This window comes from Bacillus sp. R45 (assembly GCF_021729365.1).
Classification (GTDB): Bacteria; Bacillota; Bacilli; order Bacillales; family Bacillaceae; genus Bacillus; species Bacillus velezensis.
On the sequence record NZ_CP091421.1, the window covers coordinates 2,490,331 to 2,508,348 of the forward strand.

Here is an 18,018-nt window from a genome sequence, read left to right on the forward strand (position 1 = left end):
GCGCCGGACGCACATACTGTAATTACATCCGATGGGCTATAGCCAAGCGGTAAGGCAATGGACTTTGACTCCGTGATCGTTGGTTCGAATCCAGCTAGCCCAGTCCCGCAACCGCAAAAAACGAAGATTAGCTGATAAATTTGATCAGCGGATCTTCGTTTTTCTCTTATGATACAGATTGATGTACCGTTTTTTTCTTCGTCAGCTTCATCAGTTCTCCCGGATTGTATCCGATAACGAGCTTATTGCGATCGATCAGAATCGGACGCCGCAGCAGTTTCGGCTTCTCAGTCAAAAGCTTCAGCACTTCATTTACAGTCATTTCTTCAATGTTGAGGTTGAGGTTTTTAAATGTTTGGCTTCTCGTCGCCAATATTTCATCAATTCCTTCGGTCGTTAATGATAAGATCTGTTTCAACTCATCAATTGTCGGTGTCTCCCTGAATAGATGTCGCTCTTGAAAGTCAACATTGTGGGCTTTTAACCAATGTTTCGTTTTTCGGCATGATGTGCAGCTCGGGTATGAATAAAAAATAAGTTCTTTCATTTTTAAAAATTCCTCCCTCGGATAATCCGTCTCTTTGTTAACATAAGTACCCTGAACTTTTTTTCCCTAAACGTATTTCAAAAAGATTTTTCGGATCTTTTTTAGAGAACGGCATAAGATATAAAACACAGGGAAAGACATAAATTCCACAATAAATATAATCATGAAAATGTTTACATTTTGAGTGCCGATCTATTATAATAAACTTCAGATAGACTCTCGGGAGGGGATAAGGAATGAATCGCATGTTCCGGGTGTTAGGATTTTGGACGGGGATATTTGCAGTCATGTTTTTTCTAGGGGGCATGAAAGACGCTTCTCTTTTGTTTTTTGGACAGACGATCTTTTTCGTATTTCTTTCTTATTTGAATCTGACTGAGCGGATGTATATTTATATTTTCGGAGCTTACTTAACCGTATTTTTCGCCGGATTTACATACTACTCTATTTTTATTATGACACCGGGCGGCGGAACCCACTGAACAGAAAAAGACAGACCGATTATGGTCTGTCTTTTTTCATTTACAGTGAAAAACCATTGATAAACGGGTTTCGCTCCTGCTCTGTCTGGATGTCCGTTTCCGGCCCGTGCCCGCTTAATACAAGTGTATGTCCGGGAAGCGTGAGCAGTTTTTGATGAATGGAATCAAGCAATACGTCCTGACTTCCGCCGTGTAAATCAGTTCGGCCGATGCCTCCCTGAAAGAGCACATCACCTGAAATCACCAGATCCGCGTCCTTCACATAATAAGAAACGCTTCCCGGTGAATGTCCCGGCGTAAACAATGTCTCCAAATGGAAAGGCCCGATGTCCAAAATGCCGTCGCCTTCGATGAGCCGTTCGGCGGGCCGTGCCGTTACGGCAATGCCCCGCAGTATGCCTGATCCGTTTAAGGAAGAGTCCTCCAGCCACTTTTCTTCCTTTTTGTGAAGATAGACGGGAACATCCCATCTGTCTCTTACTTCGTCAAGTGCGCCGATATGGTCAAAATGGGCGTGCGTCAGTAAGATGGCCAGCGGCTTCAGATTGTTTTCTTTTATGTAATTGTTGATTTTGTCCGCTTCCCCGCCCGGATCAAAAATAAGACAGGACTGATCCTCACTGACAAGAAAATACGCGTTTGCCTGAATCGGCCCGGCCGGCATTCGTCTCCATTTCACTTTCATCACCTCTTTATGTATATGCCCTTATTATGAAGGTTTTCTGCGGAAGATTCAATGAATGCGGCCGGGAAAACGCTATCGACAAACAAAATGAAAACGGTTAAAATGAAATGGAAAGATTTTCAGGTTCCAATGACAAAGGAGGAGCATGATGTTACTTGTTATAATCTTCGGCCTTGTCGCATTATTAGCTGTATTAGGAGTCCTGCGGGCTGTCAGACAGAGAAATATCCTGGGATTTTTGTTAGCCGCCGCCACCCTGGGTGTGTTTGGCTGGTTTACCGTAATGACCGTTGTAACCAGCGGCTATCCGACTGCACATTAAAAGCCTGTATCCAATGGATACAGGCTTATTTTTTATTGCTGCAAATGTTTGCTGACACTTTTGATTTTGCTCTCCAGCGTCGTTTCTTTATCACGTCTGTCATCAATGCGGATATTTGTCGCCACTCTGTGCAGCCCTTTTTGGAACGGGGCTTCGTGAATATCCTGAATGACTGCGAATAAGTCGCTCAGCTCACCTTCAATCAACGTGTTCATCGGCGTGAGCTGAAATTTGATTTTGCCGGCAGCTTTGTAACCCTCCAAAATGTTTTGCACATCCGCTACATACTCACTGACGCTCGGTGTTTTTGTTCCGATCGGAATGATTGTGACATCTGCAATTGCCATTTGGTTCAAACTCCTTTTTCATTTGTTATGATTGGTTCTGTCATGCCTGTTTTCAGTGATATCAGACGGTCATACGTAAAGCCGTATAAAGCGTATTCCCCGTTCGGAGAGATCTGAATCGGCTCCATTTCCGTGTTTTTGAGCACCGTCCGCTCCCGTTCGTCTCCTAAGTCAAAGCTGATCAGATTGTAAGAGCGGCCTTCAGGCTTAAATATGTAAAACCGCTTGTGTGTCTGATCGTAATCATATTCCATCGGCGCGAAGCTCTCATACTTTTTTTGGAGAGGAAAGCGGTGTGTCACGGATGCCGGCTTTTGGAAAAGGAACTCGCCGTCTCCGTCCGATTGATCCGTTGGTCTGACGGCAATCGTCATGCCCGGGCGGGAATCAGTCCAGATGACGTGATGAAGCACTCTTTTTTCTTTTTTCGTCTGCAAGTCATAAGAATATAAAGGACCCTCTTCCTCCGTTTTTCCTTGCTTGATATATTGGAATTCATCAGTGGAGGTCCAATGGACAAAAGGGGCCTGAACGGGACTCTTTTTTAAAATGCCGTTGTTCATATCGGCCGTATAGGCTGTGAAGTCCCATGTTTCAGTAAAAACGGTAATCATCATTTGATACGGGTCATACGGATTCCAAGCCGTCTCCAGCTCATAAGAGTTAAAGGCTTTGTGATAAAGTCTTTTCCCCTGCTTGTTCATAAGCACAAGCTCAGTCTGACCGCTGCTTGTCACCTGTACGAGAATCAGCTGTTTTTTCCGGCTGATCTTTACATTGACAATATTGCCCTTTGTTTCATAGAGCCGTTCGGATTTTCCGCTGAAAAGATCATATTTCATCAGCTGATGATGTGCTGTATACAGAATTGTTCTGTTATCCAGCCATCCTTCCGTTTTTTCCGCTTCCTTTTTACTGAGCGGAACGATTTTCTGTTCTGCCGATTTTGCCGAAACGCCTGTGTCTTGCTGCTGATGAGATGGTTCACAGGCCGCTAAACACAGAACGAATGCGGACAGCAGAACACAAACCAAGTATCTCATCAGCCTTCCCTCCATTCTTTTCTATTGTCCCATATTTGTTTATGTAAACAAATGAGAAATTTCACAGATGTCTCAAAAAACAAGCGACCTCCACAAAATACCTTCCGTCGCTTGATAAATATCAGCAAACTGATGAAAAGGCAAAGGGTTTTTTCCCTTCCCGAGCTCAATGGTATAGCCCTCTTTTCCATACTGCTGTATAAACCAATCCCTAAAACCGGCATGGCTGTCAATGGTTTTAACGCCTTGATAGCGGTTTCCGCTTATCGCTTCAAACTCCCGAATCATCTGGGATGATTGCTCCGATTCACATCCTTCGTATCCCCAGTAAATCTCTTCTCCCTGCGTATGAAGCGCGATCAGCCGGTCAGGCGGCTGTTCCGTTATCAGCCGGTGCATCGCCTGCGCCTCCGGTTCAGTGAGCGGCGCCGTTCCCGGAAAATCACGGTATGAAGGGGCTTTCGGTTTGCGCCTTTGTTCAATATCCCAATTGGATGGGAAATGTTTATTTAAATCCACACCGTTTATATTCGCCTTCCATTCGCGGAAATCCGGGCGGCGCTCATTTAATTCGTTGAGGAATTCATTTTTTTCTGATAAATCTTCACATCCGTAAAGTACGAGATCAACACCGTCGGGATTTACGAGCGGAACGAATGACAATGATGTCCGGCTGAATATATCAAGCACAGACTGCCCGAAAACGGTTTTATTTTCGCATAATGCCGCGCAATATTCTTTACACCATTTAAGCGCGACCGAGGTGGTGATCCATTCATTGGCATGAAATGAGGCGTTTACATGGACTTTTCTTTCGGCCGTATCCGCACCTATTTTCAGCTCATAAAGCGGCTTTCCCAATACGGAACTGCCGATTTTACGGCATGTGACAAACGGAAAGACATCCGTTATTTTCTCAATTTCTTCATAAACCGATTCGGAGCCGTACACCTTTTCTTCCTTCACCCATTGATCAGCGGAAAGAACGCTTTCACAGTGCCGGATGTATCGTGAAAGCCCGCTCAGCGTCTCAAGCGGCGGACCCTCTGACTGCCCGCTCACGGCAAAGCCGGGACAAAATAATTCATCGCTTTCCGCCGTTTTATCAGCGGCTTTCAACAGTTTTTCATCAATTGAAAGCACCTTTGCAATATCTTTCATATGCTGTTTCAATTCAGGTTTGACACGAATTCCCGCCATGTTCATCCCCCTTTTTTAAAAACTATATGACAGGGGAGATAAAAAAAGAAAGCCGCCCGCGATATGGGCAGGCAGACTTTCTTCAGCAGTTTTGATGTTTGAGCCATTCATTTTTGGCAATCCACGCCCCGCCGATGACTCCGGCGTCATTTCCAAGTGCCGCAATCGAAATATCGGCCGCTTCCGCAGAACGCGGGAACGCGGTGATTTTGAAGGTCTCTTCCACTTTTGACCGCAGGATTTCACCCGCTTTAGACACGCCTCCGCCGAGCACGATTTTTGTCGGATTCATGGCGCTTGCCAGATTTCCGAGCACGAGGCCTAAATGTTTTGCGACATAATCGACGACTTCAAGCGCGGTCTTATCCTGCTGTTTAGCTGCTTCGAACACGTCACGTGCCGTCAGATCGCGCACTTGTAAGAGCGAAGAGTCGGAAACCGCCGCAAGCTTTTCTTTCGCGATGCGGACGATGCCGGTTGCGGACGCAATCGTTTCGATGCAGCCGGATTTTCCGCAATTGCACGGAGCTCCTCCTTCCGGAATACTGCAAATATGACCGATTTCTCCGCCGGCCCCGTTTTTACCGTGAACGATTTCTCCGTTGACGATGATGCCTCCGCCGACTCCGGTTCCGAGCGTCACTAAAATGACATCTTTGGCCCCGTCACCTGCACCCTTCCACATTTCTCCGAGCGCCGCGATATTGGCATCGTTTTCAATGACGGCCGGAATACCCGTTTCCGCCTCGAGATGGTCTTTCAGCGGATAGTTTTTCCACCCCATATTTGTCGTCTCATAGACCATTCCCGTCGTCATTTCCACAGGTCCGGGCGCTCCCATTCCGATCCATTTTACAATCCGTTTCGGCTTGTTCAGTTCTTCCAGCTTCTGATCAAGCGCTTTGGCGATCGTGACCGTAATTGTGTTTCCTGATTTATCGGTCGGAACTTCCCATTTATGCTGAATTTCACCGTACATGTTGATAAAGGCCAGCTTGATGGTTGTTCCGCCAAGATCAATCCCCGCAAACCATGTATCTTCCATAATAATCTCCTTTTCTTATTAAAATCCTGCTGTGTTAACTGCCTCTGATCCGCTCCGATTCTCTCTGAAGAACTCCGGCGGCTTTTTGCCATAAATCTCTTTCAATCACGTTTGACAAGTACATTTCCTTTAATTCATCTTTCATAAAGTCAATTTCGGCTTGTCTGTCACCGAAATAAACAATATGTCCGAATGACTTAAACAGCTGCTGCACGTCATAAAATGAATTCATCTTCTTCACCATTTCTATTCTTCTTAGTATAAGCGTATTTCATCACTGATCCGGGCGTCAAGCAAAAACGATTGGAGAAAATATCCTTGTATTATTTTCATAAATTGTATATTCACAATTGTAAAAAAACACTCATTTATGCGTTTTTCTGTTACAATACTTTCGTGCCCAAAAGCACAAAAGGATTAAAGTTTGATGGGGTGTTGTTTTGAAACAAGAAAAAAGGCTGACGTTCATCTCAGCCATCAGTTTATTTGTCTTGATGTTAGCAGTCATTATTTCCTGCCTGTTTTTCTTTCATACAGAGCCGCATATGCCGCTGTTCTTTTGCGTCATTATTCTGTCTCTGGCAGGTTTGTGGCTCGGTTTCTCGTGGGAGAGTCTTGAAAAAGGAATTGTCAGCGGATTGAAAAACGGTGTGCAGCCGATTATCGTGCTGGCTTTGATCGGCGTGCTGATCGGCGCCTGGATGTACAGCGGCGCCATTCCCACCGTCACCGTTTACGCTTTGTCAATTATACAGCCGAGTCAGCTGCTTTTGACCGCATTATTTTCCTGCATGATTATCAGCACGCTTGTCGGCTCAAGTCTGACAACTGTCAGTACAATCGGCGTCGCGCTGTTAGGGGTAGCAAGCGCGGCGGGAGTTCCGCTCGAATGGACGGCGGGAGCAGTTATTTGCGGAGCTTGTTTCGGTGATAAAATGTCACCGATGTCCGACACGACGAATTTTGCCGCCGGAATCGGCGAAATTCCGATTTTTAAGCATATTCGCCATATGATGGGCACCACCGTTCCGGCACTGCTGATCACGATCGTTCTTTTTTATATTCTCGGTTCATCTGTTTCAATAAATGCCGCTTCAACGCAAAATATTGAGGCGGTCATTTCCGGAATAAAAGAGGCCGTGCACGTTACGCCTTGGTCGCTTCTTTCACCTCTGTTAGTGATCATTTTAGCTGTGAGACGGGTTTCCGTGATTCCGGTGCTTACCGCCGGTATTATTTCCGCAGGGCTTCTGACTGCTGTTTTTATTCCTGACAGCAGCATTCAAGGATTTATATCCGCCCTGCAAAGCGGGACGGCGTTTAAAACCGGCGACCAGGCTGTGGCCAGCATTATCAACAGAGGCGGGCTCCAATCGATGATGGGATCAGTCTCTCTGATTATGATCGCCTTTGCGCTCGGCGGCCTGATGGAAAAAACGGGCCTGATCGCGGCGCTGCTTCAAGGATTGATAAAAGGCGTGCATACGAAAGGACGTCTTGTCATGGCGACCGTCTTCTCAAGTATAGGCGTAAACCTTGCGACAGGTGAGCAGTATTTGTCGATCTTAATTCCGGGTCAATCTTATAAACCTTTATATGACAAGCTCGGCATTAAGCGGATTCACCTTGCGCGGTCGCTTGAGGACGGCGGAACTTTGATCAACCCGCTGATTCCCTGGGGAGTAAGCGGCGCTTTTATGGCAAGCGCATTAGGGGTTTCCGTCGTCGACTACCTGCCGTTTACCTTTTTCCTGTACATTTCTCCTATAATCTCAATTCTGCTCGGTTTCCTGAAAAAAAGCTGACAATACGAGAAAACCTGCCGTTTTTTACCGGCAGGTTTTCTTATGCAAAAAATCCCGCTTAAAAAACGGGATTTGTTTAAAATGCCTGCTGAATGAATTTGTTTCTGATAAACGGTATTTTTAAAAAGAAATGAATGAATGTCCGTCTGATCCCCGGCTGGCTGAGCACGCTGTTCATCAGACGGTAGCGGTTTTGGTAAACGGCTAAAACAGATACGGCGCATAATGAGTAGATCAACAATTTTTTCATCTTATCCCTCCTGCCCCTATCGTTTGTCAAACAGCGAGAATTATTCCGGTGCAAAAAGTTTTTTATGCGATTAAGCGATGGTTTCAGATTCAGTCACGATCATATCGACCGGAATATCGTGGGGCATGCGGGGAATGCGGTCTGTCAGCTGGCAGTCAAAGAGAAGCGACACGGTACGGCCTTTATAACCGGACAGGTACCGATCATAATATCCTCCGCCGTATCCGATTCTGAAGCCTTCCCGGTCAAAAGCCACGCCGGGCACAATCACAAGGTCAATGTCATTTTGGGCGGCTTTTTCCGTCAGACTCTCGATCGGTTCGCTGAGGCCCGCATATACGGTTTCCAGCTGATCATACGCAGAAAATGTACGGAACTCCATTGCTCCCGTCTGCGGAAAGCATTTTGGGATACAGACTTGTTTTTTCTCTTGCCAGGCCTGTTCAATAATCGGCCGTGTCGGAATTTCCAGGCGTGTCGAGATGGTAACGGCGATCACGCGGGCCTGTCTCCATTCTTTTAAAGAAAACAGCGTTTCACGCATGCTGCGGCATTTTTTCTCCCATTCACTTTCTGTCATGTCAGAAAGCTTTGCTTTTATATGGGTTCTGATTTGTGCTTTCACGTTTCTCAAACCTCCCTGAAAGACAAAAAAGCCAGAACTTTATTGAAAGCTCCAGCTTTTTCCGCTGTGTTAAACAGCTTATTTTGTTTCACGGTGTAACGTAGATTTTTTATCACGTGGGCAATATTTTTTAAATTCAACGCGGTCCGGATTGTTGCGTTTGTTCTTTTTAGAAATATAGTTACGCTCACCACATTCAGTGCAAGCCAAAGTAATATTAACGCGCATTATTTTCCCTCCAAACTAAATATCATTTACTTATTCAGACTTATATATAATACCACTATAATGGACGGAATGCTAGAGCTGATTTACATGAAATGTTGTTTAAGTGCAGAAAACATCAGTTTACGCTTCTGATCCTCTGAATGAGCTTGCGTCAGAAGAAGGAAAAATATGACGAAACAGGACAAAAAAGGGCTTTCTGATACGAAATCTATAGAGAAATAACCGTTTGCTCCCCGAGTAAAAAAGATTTTCCGACAAAATTCCGTTTTTTTCTCTATTTCCTTTAGAATGGCGGCGTTTTATGGTATAAAAAAGAAGGGCAAATTAATAATAGAAGGTGATGAAACGTGGAAATTGCTATTATTGCGTTGTTTATCGTCAGTATAGCGCTTATTGCATTCTCATATTCTCAAAGAGATCCGATGAAAGACGTGGAACAGGAGCTAGAAACGCTTCAGCTTTCCGCCATGCAGGAAATTTACAAGTTGAAAAAGAAAATGACGGTGCTTGAAGAAGAATTGCTGGAAACCAACCTCGTGATCCGCAAAGCCAAAAGCAGCGGCATTAACCAAAAAATCGCCAAACAAATCATTTCAAAATATAACAACGGAATGTCTGCGGAAGCCATCGCAAAAGCGGAGCACGTGTCTGTCGAGGACGTCAATACCATTATTAAAGATAATGAGAAGGTGCTCGTATGACAAAACGGGGCATTCAGGCTTTTGCAGCAGGCATGATTTTAGCGACGGCCGTTCTCGCCGCTGTCTTCTATTTGACTGACCATGACCAGGCAGCCGCCGTTAAAACCGAAAAAACAGCATTGACAGAAAAAGAAGTAAACAGCTACCTCGACGATCAGCACAAAGTCTCCGTCAACCGGGATGACTATCAAAAACTGCTTGATTCTAAAGAAAAATCGTTAAACAACGACCAAAACACAGACGCCAAAAAGAAAAAAGTAACATACAAACTGACGATTAAAGACGGAATGAGCACTGCTGATGTGTCATCCATTCTTGAAAAAGAAGGGATTATTCCTTCAGCGAAAGACTTCAATGATTACGTCATTGACGCAGGCTACCACAAAGAAATCCGCGCCGGCCATTTCAAAGTCGATTCAGATATGAGCTTTAAAAAAATCGTCAAAACATTAACCCGCTAAAAAAGCTTGCAGGCATCGTCCATTCAGATGGATACGGCCGGCAGGCTTTTTTAATAGACATATAAAACGGACCCGGTTAATGGCCGGGCCCGTTTTTTTCATCCGAATTTTCCGGTGATATAATCATGTGTTTTTTGATGATCTGGCTGAGAAAATATTTTGCCCGTATCGCCCCACTCCACCAGTTCGCCCATATAGAAAAACGCGGTTTGATCAGAGACCCTCGCAGCCTGCTGCATGTTATGAGTCACAATGACGATTGTATACTTTTCTTTCAATGTCAAAATCAGCTCTTCTATTTTCCGCGTGGACACGGGATCAAGAGCGGACGTCGGTTCATCCATCAGAAGGACGTCCGGTTTGGTGGCGAGCGCTCTTGCGATGCACAGCCGCTGCTGCTGACCGCCTGACAGTGAAAGCGCCTGTTGGTGAAGGCGATCCTTCACTTCATCCCAGAGCGCAGCTGCTTTTAAAGATTCCTCGGCGATTTCAAGCAGTTTCTTTTTATTTTTTTCGCCGTGAATTCTCGGACCGTACACGACATTCTCAAATATTGACTGGGGAAACGGATTTCCTTTTTGAAACACCATACCGATCTGTTTTCTTAATTCTGCCGCATCCGTCTTTTCCTTCAGCAGATTGCGCCCGTTATAGATCATGTCGCCTGTCACTTTGACATTCGGGGCCATTTGCAGCATTAAGTTTAATGTTTTAATAAAAGTGGATTTCCCGCAGCCGGACGGACCGATGATCGCAGTTACCTTCCGCTCCTCAAAACCGATCGTAATGTCTTTTAAAGCCTGATGGGCTCCGTACCATACGTTCATGCCGTGAATATCAAATAAATTCTGTGTGTGCACCGCTTCCTTCACAAGGCTCACAGTCCTTCCCCCTATCCGAACTTTCCGTTAATGTAGTCATCTGTCTTTTGCGCTTTAGGACTCGTGAAAATTTGTTCTGTCTGCCCGTATTCCACCACTTCCCCGTTTAAAAAGAAAGCCGTTCGGTCAGACACCCTCAGCGCCTGCTGCATGTTATGCGTAACGATAATAATCGAATAATCTTTTTTCAGTTCTGTCAAAAGCGTCTCGATTCTGGCGTTTGAAATAGGGTCCAGAGCTGAAGCCGGTTCATCTAAAAGAAGCACGGCAGGTTTCATCGCAAGCGTACGGGCGATACAAAGGCGCTGCTGCTGGCCGCCTGATAACGACAGAGCCGATGAATGAAGCCGGTCTTTGACTTCATCCCAAAGCGCCGCCTTCGTTAAGCTTTCCTCGACCGCCTCATCCAAAACGGCTTTCCTGCGTTCCCCCGCATACTTCAGCGCATGTGTGATGTTATTGTAAATGGATTTCGGGAACGGATTCGGTTTTTGAAACACCATACCGATTTCCCGTCTGAGAGACACGACATTAATCGCTTCACCCAAAATATTCAGCCCTTCATAAAGGATCTCTCCCTCGCTTCTTGCCGAAGCAATGGCATCGTTCATTCTGTTAATCTGTCTCAAAAATGTTGATTTCCCGCAGCCGGACGGACCGATCAGAGCCGTCACCGCATGTTTTTCAATATTCATGTTTACATCTTTTACCGCTTGTTTGTCACCGTAATAAATTGATAAATGCTTCACTTCCAAAATCGAAGACTCCGGCAAACGCTTTGTTTGTTCCGCTTGTTCCCTGATGATGTGATCAATCATGTTTTCGCCTCTTTCCGATTAATTTGCCGTAAGCTTTTTATAAATGACAGACCCGAGCCATCTCGCAGAAAGGTTAAACAAGAGAACCGAAATCACCAGCACCGCCGAGCCGCCGTTTGCAATCGCTTCGGCGTCAGGGATGATTCCCTGCGTATTGACACTCCATATATGAACCGCCAGCGTCTCAGCCGGCCTGAAAATGTTGAAAGGAGATGATTCAGAAAACGGGTTCAAATCCGTAAAGTTCAGCCGCGGCGTTGTCAGCCCCGCTGTAAATAACAATGCGGCCGCTTCTCCGAATACTCTTCCTGATGCCAGAATGGCTCCGGTTAAAATTGAAGGAATCGCACTCGGAATCAGCACCGTTTTGACGGTATGCCATCTCGATACGCCTAAAGCGAGAGAAGCTTCTTTCAGGTCCTTAGGGACTGCAGTGAGCGCGCCTTCTGTCACCCGGACCATAACGGGAAGGTTAAAGACCGTTAATGCGAGCGCGCCCCCGATAATCGTGTAGCCCCATCCGGTCAGGTTTACAAACATCAGCATGCCGAACATCCCGATGACAATGGACGGAAGCGAAGACAGCACCTCAATACACGTTCTGATAAAATCGGTGATTTTATTTTGGGGCGCATATTCAGCCATAAAGACGCCGCCCCCCACACCAAGCGGTATCGTGATCAGCATGGTGATAAACAGAATGTAAAAGGAGTTAAAAAGCTGATCCCGTATTCCGCCGCCTGAGGCAATGGCGCTCGATTTTGACGTAAGAAAACGCAAGGAGATTTCAGAGACGCCGTGAATAAGAATGTACAAAAACAATCCTGCCAAAATCGCCGCGATTACAGCGGCGCATAACCCGAATACACCGGTGGCCAATTTATCCGTTATTTTCCGGTTCATTACACTTTCCTCCTAGATGACAAGTAGCGTATGAGCAATATAAACAGAAACGACATGATGAGAAGAACAAGCCCCATAGACCATAACGTATTATTTTCAATACTGCCGTATGTGGTATGGCCCATGTTTAACGTGATAATCGTCGTTAATGTTCCCGCCGTATCAAGCAGGCTTTCCGGCAGAAGCTTTGTATTTCCGATAACCATCTGTACGGCGAGTGCTTCTCCGAACGCTCTTGCCATCCCGAGCACGACAGCGGTCAGCAATGTCGGAAACGCCGCCGGGATAAGCACCTTTCTGATTGTCTGCCACCTCGTCGCACCAAGCGCATATGAACCGTCGCGAAGGTGTTTCGGAAGTGACGCAAGCGCATCAGCGGAAATCGATGTAACAGTCGGCAGAATCATTACCGAGAGTACGATCGTCCCCGCCAGAAGGCTGTGACCCGTTCCGCTTGATTTAAAAGAGCCGATAAACGGAACCAATACTGTAAGACCTATGAATCCATAAACGACGGACGGAATGCCGACAAGCAGCTCAATTACCGGCTGCAGCACCTTTTTTCCCCAAGTCGGCGCAATTTCCGTCATAAACACGGCACCCGCAATACCGAGGGGCGCTGCGATCAGAGCGGACAGAATCGTGACCGCAAATGATCCGAAAATAAAAGGCAGCGCGCCGAACTCAGGTTTTGCCTGGGTTGGATTCCAATTCAGACTTGTTAAGAACTCAATCGGGCTTACACCGTTTACAAAAAAAGATTGCAGCCCCTTTATGCCGAGAAAAATTGTGATCGCCGCTGATGCCGCAATGATAATCGCGGCACACACAGACACAATCACCCTTCCGCGGACTTCATCCAATTGCCTGTTTTGTTTTGAGCTTATTAAGCGTTCGCTTACAGACTCTTTTTCTCTGTGATTTATCATTTGTTTACACTCCTATAAAGAAGAAGAGGCGGGGAGCCCGCCCTCCCCTCAGCTTTGCTTGCCGTTTGCGTCACGTGTGACTTTCATATCAGAGATCGGAATGTAGCCCTGATCTTTTACGATACTTTTCTGTACTTCATCGCTGTTCATATAGTCAAGAAACGTTTTTGTAAGGCCTGACGCTTCACCTTTCGTATAAGAGTGCTCGTAAGCCCAAATCGGATACTCGCCTGTGACGACGTTTTTCTCTTCCGGTTTGATGCCTCCGATCGATAAAGGCGTTACTTTGTCATCGTTTATATAAGAGAATGCCAGATAACCGATTGCTCCCGGCGTTTCCGCAATGATTTTTTTGACTGTATTGGAGGAATCCTCTGTAATGCCCTCTGCAGGCTCTGCTCCGTCAAGAGCATATTTGACGAACGTAGCGCGTGTTCCAGATGAATCAGGACGGTTCACGAGTGTAATTTTTTGATCTTTACCGCCAAGCTCTTTCCAGTTTTTAATTTTACCTGTAAAGACGTCTGTCAGCTGTTTTTTGGTTATATCCTTTACGCCCGCACCGGGGTTGACCGCAGCCGCCATCGCCACTACCGCTACTCGGTGGTCTTTTAGGGCTTTCGCATCAATGCCTTCTTTTTCTTCAGCGAAGACATCTGAGTTGCCGATTTGCACTGCCCCTTCAGACACTTGCGAAAGTCCTGTTCCTGAACCTCCCGCTTGCACCTGCACATCAGCATCCGGATGTTTTTCCATAAACTTTTCCGCCGCTGCCAGTACTAACGGCTGCATGGCTGATGAACCAGAAATGGTTAAAGAACCTGATGCTTTTTTATCCTCACTTGCAGATTGACTGTCTGTCTTGCCGCTTTCCTTTGCATTTCCGCATGCTGCAGCAACAATCATAACAGCAGCCATCAGAAGCATAAGCATCCATTTGTTTTTTTTCATTTCCTGAATTCCCCCTGCATTTAATGTGTAATTTGTCCTACACGTATAGAGTAAAGGGTTCTTGTAAAATGCGTATAAATCAAGTGTTAAGGTTTTGTAAATCCGGATGTTTTTTTGTATAAAAAAAACGCTCACAGGTTGTGAGCGTTTTTCTGTTAGTTGCTTGTATTGCCGTTTTCAGCGTCTTCCTGAATTTTATCTTCGTTTTTCTGCTTCGTATTATTATCTTCTTGTTTCTTTTTCAGCTCAAAGTATTTGTCCAGAGCTGCTCTTCCTATATCATTCGTAATCGAATATCGATCGCTGTAATTAATATAGGCCCAAGGAACGACTACAGAAATAGCCACTTCCGGATTATCAGCAGGTGCATACGCGACAAGAGTCGTATTATACGTTCCTTCACCCGTCTCTGATTTGTCAGGACCGTCATAGAAAGATTGCGCCGTACCCGTTTTACCGGCAGGACTGTATGTCGCCGTCGCAAAATCAGTTGCGGCTGTCCCTTTTGTCATGACACGTCTGAAACCTGCCTGCACTTCTTTAATGTCTGCATGATTCATATCAATCTTGTTCAGTACTTGAGGCTGAACAGACTCTACAACGGCTCCGATTCCTTTTTTCGAATCAGGCTGTCTGACCTCTTTTACAAGCTGAGGTTTCAAACGATAGCCTCCATTGGCGATCGTTGATACATACTGCGCCATTTGCAGCGGTGTAAACGTATCATACTGCCCGATGGCAAAGTCTAACAGAAGACCGGAAATTCGCTGTGTCCCTTGGTACCCGGTTGCTTCATTCGGAAGATCAATCCCCGTCTTAACTCCGAGTCCGAACTGATTGAAGTAGTATCTGAAAGTATCGAATGCCTTCATATCAAGCGGCAGGGACTGGCCTTTTTTGTACTCCCCTTTACCGACAGCAATCGCCGTTTTGAACATGAACACGTTTGAGGATTCCTGAAGCGCTTTTTGGATATCTACGGGACCTAAATTCGTCCATGATTTTTTCGGGTTTTTACTTCCCTTGAAATACATAGGTTCATCCTGGAAAACGGTGTTCAAATTAATCGCGCCCGTCTGCAGTCCGGTCAACACCGTCGCTCCTTTGACCGCCGATCCCATTGCGTAGGAGGAAGTCATTGCGCCGAGGGCATAATCATTAATTTTGTACTTTCCATGATCATTCGTAATCTGTTTGCCGGCCATCGTCAGCACTTCTCCGTTTTTCGGGTTCATCATGACGACGAAGGCCCGATCAAGAAGCTTCGTGCTCGGTCTCGCTTTTGCCGATCTTAAATTTTTCTCAATGATTTTTTCAACGGATTTCTGCAGATCCATATCAATGGATAAAACAAGGTCTTTGCCGGCCTGTCCTTTTGAAATCACTTTGCTGCCCGTGACATTTCCGGATGAGTCGGTTAAGTTCTGCACTTTCTCTTTTTGACCCTGCAGCAGGCTTTCATATTGATATTCTAAATAGCTTTTTCCGACCCTGTCATTCCGGCTGTAGCCGAGTGACAGATAGTGATCCAGCAGATTGGAAGGAAGACCTTCGTTCGCACTGGATACACTGCCGAGCAATGTCCGGATCAGGCTTTTATAAGGATAAGACCGTTCCCAGTCAGACGTCACGTCAACTCCCGGCAGTTCATCTAAATGTTCGCTGACGACGGCCATTTCTTTTGCCGACACCCCTTCATTTTTGATGTATTGAGGCGTCAGTGAGTAGCCTGAATCCATCTGCCTTTTGATCGCAAGGATCTGCATATCTTTTGAAGTGAGCTCATTCAGCTGTTTGTCTGTGATACGTTTCAGCTGAAGCTGATATAAATCATCTTCAGACAGTTTTTTGTCTTCAGCTTTTTGCTTTTCTTCGGCCGTAATCAGTTTTTTCGCTTCATCAGGCCTCGTTAACATCCAATAGTCTTTTTTATCCCGCTCAGTCACCTTTTTGGTGCTTACCTTAATCATACCCGACAGTTTTTTTGCGATTTTTAAACGCTGCGCCTGGGTGGTTGAGGCTGAACGTGTATATGTAATCGCATTTAATGCTTTATTCGTTACGATGGGATTTAGGTTCCGGTCGTATATTTTCCCTCTCGGAACCGCCGTGCTGACATCAGACTCCTCCTGCTTATTAGCGGCGTTTTTATAATCATCACCCTGAACGATCTGCTTGATGCCAAGCTCGACGATAATCCAAGTGAAAATAAGAAACGCGGCCAAAAACAAAAAATTAAGCCGGATCGGCAGTGATTTTTTCTTTTCTTTGTTTACAGCTATTTTCTTTTTATTTCTCCTCATGACATCACCTTTTCTTATTTACAGAAAGAAATGACACCTTCTGTTCAGGTGCCATTTTTCATTCTAAAGGTTTTTTCGATATTTTTCTACAGATAACCCTTTTATCTTTCTCCTTTTATAAAATTCGGTTCCGCCGCCTGTTTTTGTCGGTCTTCTTCTACTGTTTCATCAGAAGTTTCCGTATCCAGTCTGATGTCTTTTATAAAGTAATAAATCAGAGGATGGCCGGCTCCGAGCAGCACGAGCGCCGCCGGTATTCCCACTTTTTCCTTGAATAATGTAACGATTACAAGGAAACAAAGGATGGAAACGATCCGGCCCGCATTTAAAAATAACTCCCTGAGCACAATGTATTCAATTCTGGCTTTTCTGGCAAGCCGCGCCCGGCCTATCACATCATATGTAAGCGAGACATACGGCACGAGCAGAACTGGATAGCCGATCGCAATAAACACTCCGTACAAAAGGAGCGTCGTGAAGCTCATTTTAAAAATGATAAGAAACAGGGCGCCGTACAAGATCAATCCGCCGATAAGAATCGCCTTTTTCCGCGCTCTTTTTTTGATGAGCCTTGATGCAAAATAATAGGCAAAAAAAGAAACCGCGGAATTGACGAGACCGAATGTTCCGAGCGCCAGCTCACTGTTTGTCGCAATGAATACAAATACGCTGATTAAAAAAACAAAAATCCCCTCTCTCAAGCCTTGAAAAAAGTGCGCGTTGGTAATCCGGCGCCAATTCAGATTCGTGTGGCGCTCATCAAAAACTTTTTTCAGCATAAACCGGCCTTTCGACTCCCTCCGCTTCAGAAAAAAGCTCATGACCACGGCAAGGGCAAATAAGCCGAGCGACAGGCTGAAAATGATTGTATAACCCGTATTGTTTTCAAGTCTTGAAATGACATATCCGGCCACAATCGGACCGATCATGCCCGCCGATGAAGACAAAATGCCTAAAAACCCGTTAAAAAAATCTCTCGTTTCCGGTTCCGTAATTTCGAACGTCAGCACATTAAAAGCCAGCCAGTAAAAGCCGTATCCAACTCCGAGCACGGCCCCTATCAAAACGAGACGGGAAGCCGCAGTTTCTCCGGCAAGCAGCACACTTAAATAAAAAGCGGCCAAAAAGATAACGCCGAACCTGAGAATAAACACCCTGTCAATTTTTTTAGCCAGCCGGCCGGCCAGCAGAAAGGTAACCGGCTGCATCGTTACGACCGACAAATTGTATATGGCCAAATCAATAAATTTTCCCGACTGCTTCCACAAATACACGTTGACAAATGTATTTGACAGCGCGATGCCCAATGAGTAAAGGCCGCCAATCGTCAATAACAGCAGCAGCCCTTTATTTATTTCGATGTCGCCGATAATTTTTTTTATTTTGCTCATCATTGACTCCCCTTTACTACACATTAGTTTGTCTCACTCAAACTGAGATATGTAAAAGGATTCAAAGTCAATAAAAAAACAAGGCCTCCCGCGGGAGACCT

At 45.5% G+C, this 18,018-nt stretch carries 22 protein-coding genes and 1 tRNA gene; 6 read left to right on the plus strand and 17 right to left on the minus strand.

Annotated features, from left to right (window positions below; all coding sequences use genetic code 11):
- The first annotated feature begins 32 nt into the window (after window positions 1–32).
- Window positions 33–103: transfer RNA gene (locus tag L3V45_RS12110), tRNA-Gln, on the plus strand.
- A gap of 63 nt (window positions 104–166) precedes the next feature.
- Here the strand turns inward: L3V45_RS12110 and L3V45_RS12115 are convergent.
- Window positions 167–547, minus strand: coding sequence for a Spx/MgsR family RNA polymerase-binding regulatory protein (locus L3V45_RS12115; RefSeq protein WP_003153079.1), 381 nt, complete (start codon window positions 545–547; stop codon window positions 167–169).
- 236 nt (window positions 548–783) lie between these two features.
- Here L3V45_RS12115 and L3V45_RS12120 point away from each other — a divergent pair, with 236 nt between their 5' ends.
- Window positions 784–1,029: a DUF2626 domain-containing protein gene (locus L3V45_RS12120; RefSeq protein ID WP_003153078.1), complete on the plus strand. Its 246-nt coding sequence runs from the start codon at window positions 784–786 to the stop codon at window positions 1,027–1,029.
- Window positions 1,030–1,069: 40 nt separating this feature from the next.
- On the opposite strand, the gene L3V45_RS12125 is transcribed toward L3V45_RS12120, so the two are convergent.
- Window positions 1,070–1,708 carry an MBL fold metallo-hydrolase gene (locus L3V45_RS12125; RefSeq protein ID WP_025852931.1) on the minus strand — a complete coding sequence of 213 codons (639 nt, stop codon included), beginning with the start codon at window positions 1,706–1,708 and terminating at the stop codon, window positions 1,070–1,072.
- A gap of 154 nt (window positions 1,709–1,862) precedes the next feature.
- On the opposite strand from L3V45_RS12125, the gene L3V45_RS12130 reads away from it, so the two are divergent.
- Window positions 1,863–2,036, plus strand: coding sequence for a DUF2759 domain-containing protein (locus L3V45_RS12130; RefSeq protein WP_076984120.1), 174 nt, complete (start codon window positions 1,863–1,865; stop codon window positions 2,034–2,036).
- Window positions 2,037–2,068: 32 nt separating this feature from the next.
- Here L3V45_RS12130 and L3V45_RS12135 read toward each other — a convergent pair whose 3' ends face one another.
- The 5 genes from L3V45_RS12135 to L3V45_RS12155 all read right to left on the minus strand — a co-directional run bounded on the left by L3V45_RS12135 (window position 2,069) and on the right by L3V45_RS12155 (window position 5,915).
- The gene (locus tag L3V45_RS12135) at window positions 2,069–2,383 is read right to left on the minus strand and encodes an MTH1187 family thiamine-binding protein (RefSeq protein WP_003153073.1); all 315 of its coding nucleotides are present in this window, start codon (window positions 2,381–2,383) and stop codon (window positions 2,069–2,071) included.
- 5 nt (window positions 2,384–2,388) lie between these two features.
- The gene (locus tag L3V45_RS12140) at window positions 2,389–3,426 is read right to left on the minus strand and encodes a YqgU-like beta propeller domain-containing protein (protein WP_139885318.1); all 1,038 of its coding nucleotides are present in this window, start codon (window positions 3,424–3,426) and stop codon (window positions 2,389–2,391) included.
- 72 nt (window positions 3,427–3,498) lie between these two features.
- Entirely contained in the window at window positions 3,499–4,626 is a 1,128-nt protein-coding gene (locus L3V45_RS12145) for a M14 family metallopeptidase (RefSeq protein ID WP_139885319.1), read from the minus strand.
- Window positions 4,627–4,708: 82 nt separating this feature from the next.
- Window positions 4,709–5,671, minus strand: coding sequence for a glucose kinase GlcK (gene glcK / locus L3V45_RS12150; RefSeq protein ID WP_003153068.1), 963 nt, complete (start codon window positions 5,669–5,671; stop codon window positions 4,709–4,711).
- A 34-nt stretch (window positions 5,672–5,705) separates the two neighbouring features.
- Entirely contained in the window at window positions 5,706–5,915 is a 210-nt protein-coding gene (locus tag L3V45_RS12155) for a YqgQ family protein (RefSeq protein ID WP_003153065.1), read from the minus strand.
- A 196-nt stretch (window positions 5,916–6,111) separates the two neighbouring features.
- On the opposite strand from L3V45_RS12155, the gene nhaC reads away from it, so the two are divergent.
- Entirely contained in the window at window positions 6,112–7,476 is a 1,365-nt protein-coding gene (nhaC, locus tag L3V45_RS12160) for a Na+/H+ antiporter NhaC (protein ID WP_015387998.1), read from the plus strand.
- A gap of 76 nt (window positions 7,477–7,552) precedes the next feature.
- Here the strand turns inward: nhaC and L3V45_RS12165 are convergent, their stop codons facing one another.
- The 3 genes from L3V45_RS12165 to rpmG form a co-directional block, all read right to left on the minus strand.
- Window positions 7,553–7,726: a hypothetical protein gene (locus tag L3V45_RS12165; RefSeq protein WP_003153061.1), complete on the minus strand. Its 174-nt coding sequence runs from the start codon at window positions 7,724–7,726 to the stop codon at window positions 7,553–7,555.
- Window positions 7,727–7,796: 70 nt separating this feature from the next.
- The gene (locus tag L3V45_RS12170; protein WP_236837016.1) at window positions 7,797–8,351 is read right to left on the minus strand and encodes a 5-formyltetrahydrofolate cyclo-ligase; all 555 of its coding nucleotides are present in this window, start codon (window positions 8,349–8,351) and stop codon (window positions 7,797–7,799) included.
- A 78-nt stretch (window positions 8,352–8,429) separates the two neighbouring features.
- Window positions 8,430–8,579 carry a 50S ribosomal protein L33 gene (gene rpmG / locus L3V45_RS12175; RefSeq protein WP_003153056.1) on the minus strand — a complete coding sequence of 50 codons (150 nt, stop codon included), beginning with the start codon at window positions 8,577–8,579 and terminating at the stop codon, window positions 8,430–8,432.
- Window positions 8,580–8,926: 347 nt separating this feature from the next.
- Between rpmG and L3V45_RS12180 the strand changes: the two genes are divergently transcribed.
- Together L3V45_RS12180 and L3V45_RS12185 are read left to right on the plus strand one after the other, a co-directional pair.
- Window positions 8,927–9,280 (plus strand): hypothetical protein, encoded by a 354-nt coding sequence (locus L3V45_RS12180; protein ID WP_003153047.1) that lies wholly within the window; start codon window positions 8,927–8,929, stop codon window positions 9,278–9,280.
- Complete coding sequence (locus L3V45_RS12185) at window positions 9,277–9,741, plus strand: endolytic transglycosylase MltG (RefSeq protein ID WP_003153042.1); 465 nt, start codon at window positions 9,277–9,279, stop codon at window positions 9,739–9,741. The genes L3V45_RS12180 and L3V45_RS12185 overlap by 4 nt, the downstream gene beginning before the upstream one ends.
- 98 nt (window positions 9,742–9,839) lie before the next feature.
- Here L3V45_RS12185 and pstB (L3V45_RS12190) read toward each other — a convergent pair whose 3' ends face one another.
- From pstB (L3V45_RS12190) to L3V45_RS12220, 7 genes are all read right to left on the minus strand, one after another.
- Window positions 9,840–10,622, minus strand: a complete 783-nt coding sequence (pstB, locus tag L3V45_RS12190; protein ID WP_003153040.1) for a phosphate ABC transporter ATP-binding protein PstB — start codon at window positions 10,620–10,622, stop codon at window positions 9,840–9,842.
- Between the two features lie 11 nt (window positions 10,623–10,633).
- The gene (pstB, locus tag L3V45_RS12195) at window positions 10,634–11,440 is read right to left on the minus strand and encodes a phosphate ABC transporter ATP-binding protein PstB (protein ID WP_003153038.1); all 807 of its coding nucleotides are present in this window, start codon (window positions 11,438–11,440) and stop codon (window positions 10,634–10,636) included.
- 18 nt (window positions 11,441–11,458) lie between these two features.
- Complete coding sequence (pstA, locus tag L3V45_RS12200) at window positions 11,459–12,343, minus strand: phosphate ABC transporter permease PstA (RefSeq protein WP_236837017.1); 885 nt, start codon at window positions 12,341–12,343, stop codon at window positions 11,459–11,461.
- Window positions 12,343–13,272 (minus strand): phosphate ABC transporter permease subunit PstC, encoded by a 930-nt coding sequence (gene pstC, locus L3V45_RS12205; protein WP_003153034.1) that lies wholly within the window; start codon window positions 13,270–13,272, stop codon window positions 12,343–12,345. The genes pstA and pstC overlap by 1 nt, the downstream gene beginning before the upstream one ends.
- 48 nt (window positions 13,273–13,320) lie before the next feature.
- Window positions 13,321–14,223: a phosphate ABC transporter substrate-binding protein gene (locus L3V45_RS12210; protein WP_012117998.1), complete on the minus strand. Its 903-nt coding sequence runs from the start codon at window positions 14,221–14,223 to the stop codon at window positions 13,321–13,323.
- 155 nt (window positions 14,224–14,378) lie between these two features.
- Window positions 14,379–16,526: a penicillin-binding protein 2A gene (gene pbpA / locus L3V45_RS12215; RefSeq protein WP_014305428.1), complete on the minus strand. Its 2,148-nt coding sequence runs from the start codon at window positions 16,524–16,526 to the stop codon at window positions 14,379–14,381.
- 101 nt (window positions 16,527–16,627) lie between these two features.
- Window positions 16,628–17,917 carry an MFS transporter gene (locus L3V45_RS12220; RefSeq protein WP_014305429.1) on the minus strand — a complete coding sequence of 430 codons (1,290 nt, stop codon included), beginning with the start codon at window positions 17,915–17,917 and terminating at the stop codon, window positions 16,628–16,630.
- Window positions 17,918–18,018 lie beyond the last annotated feature (101 nt).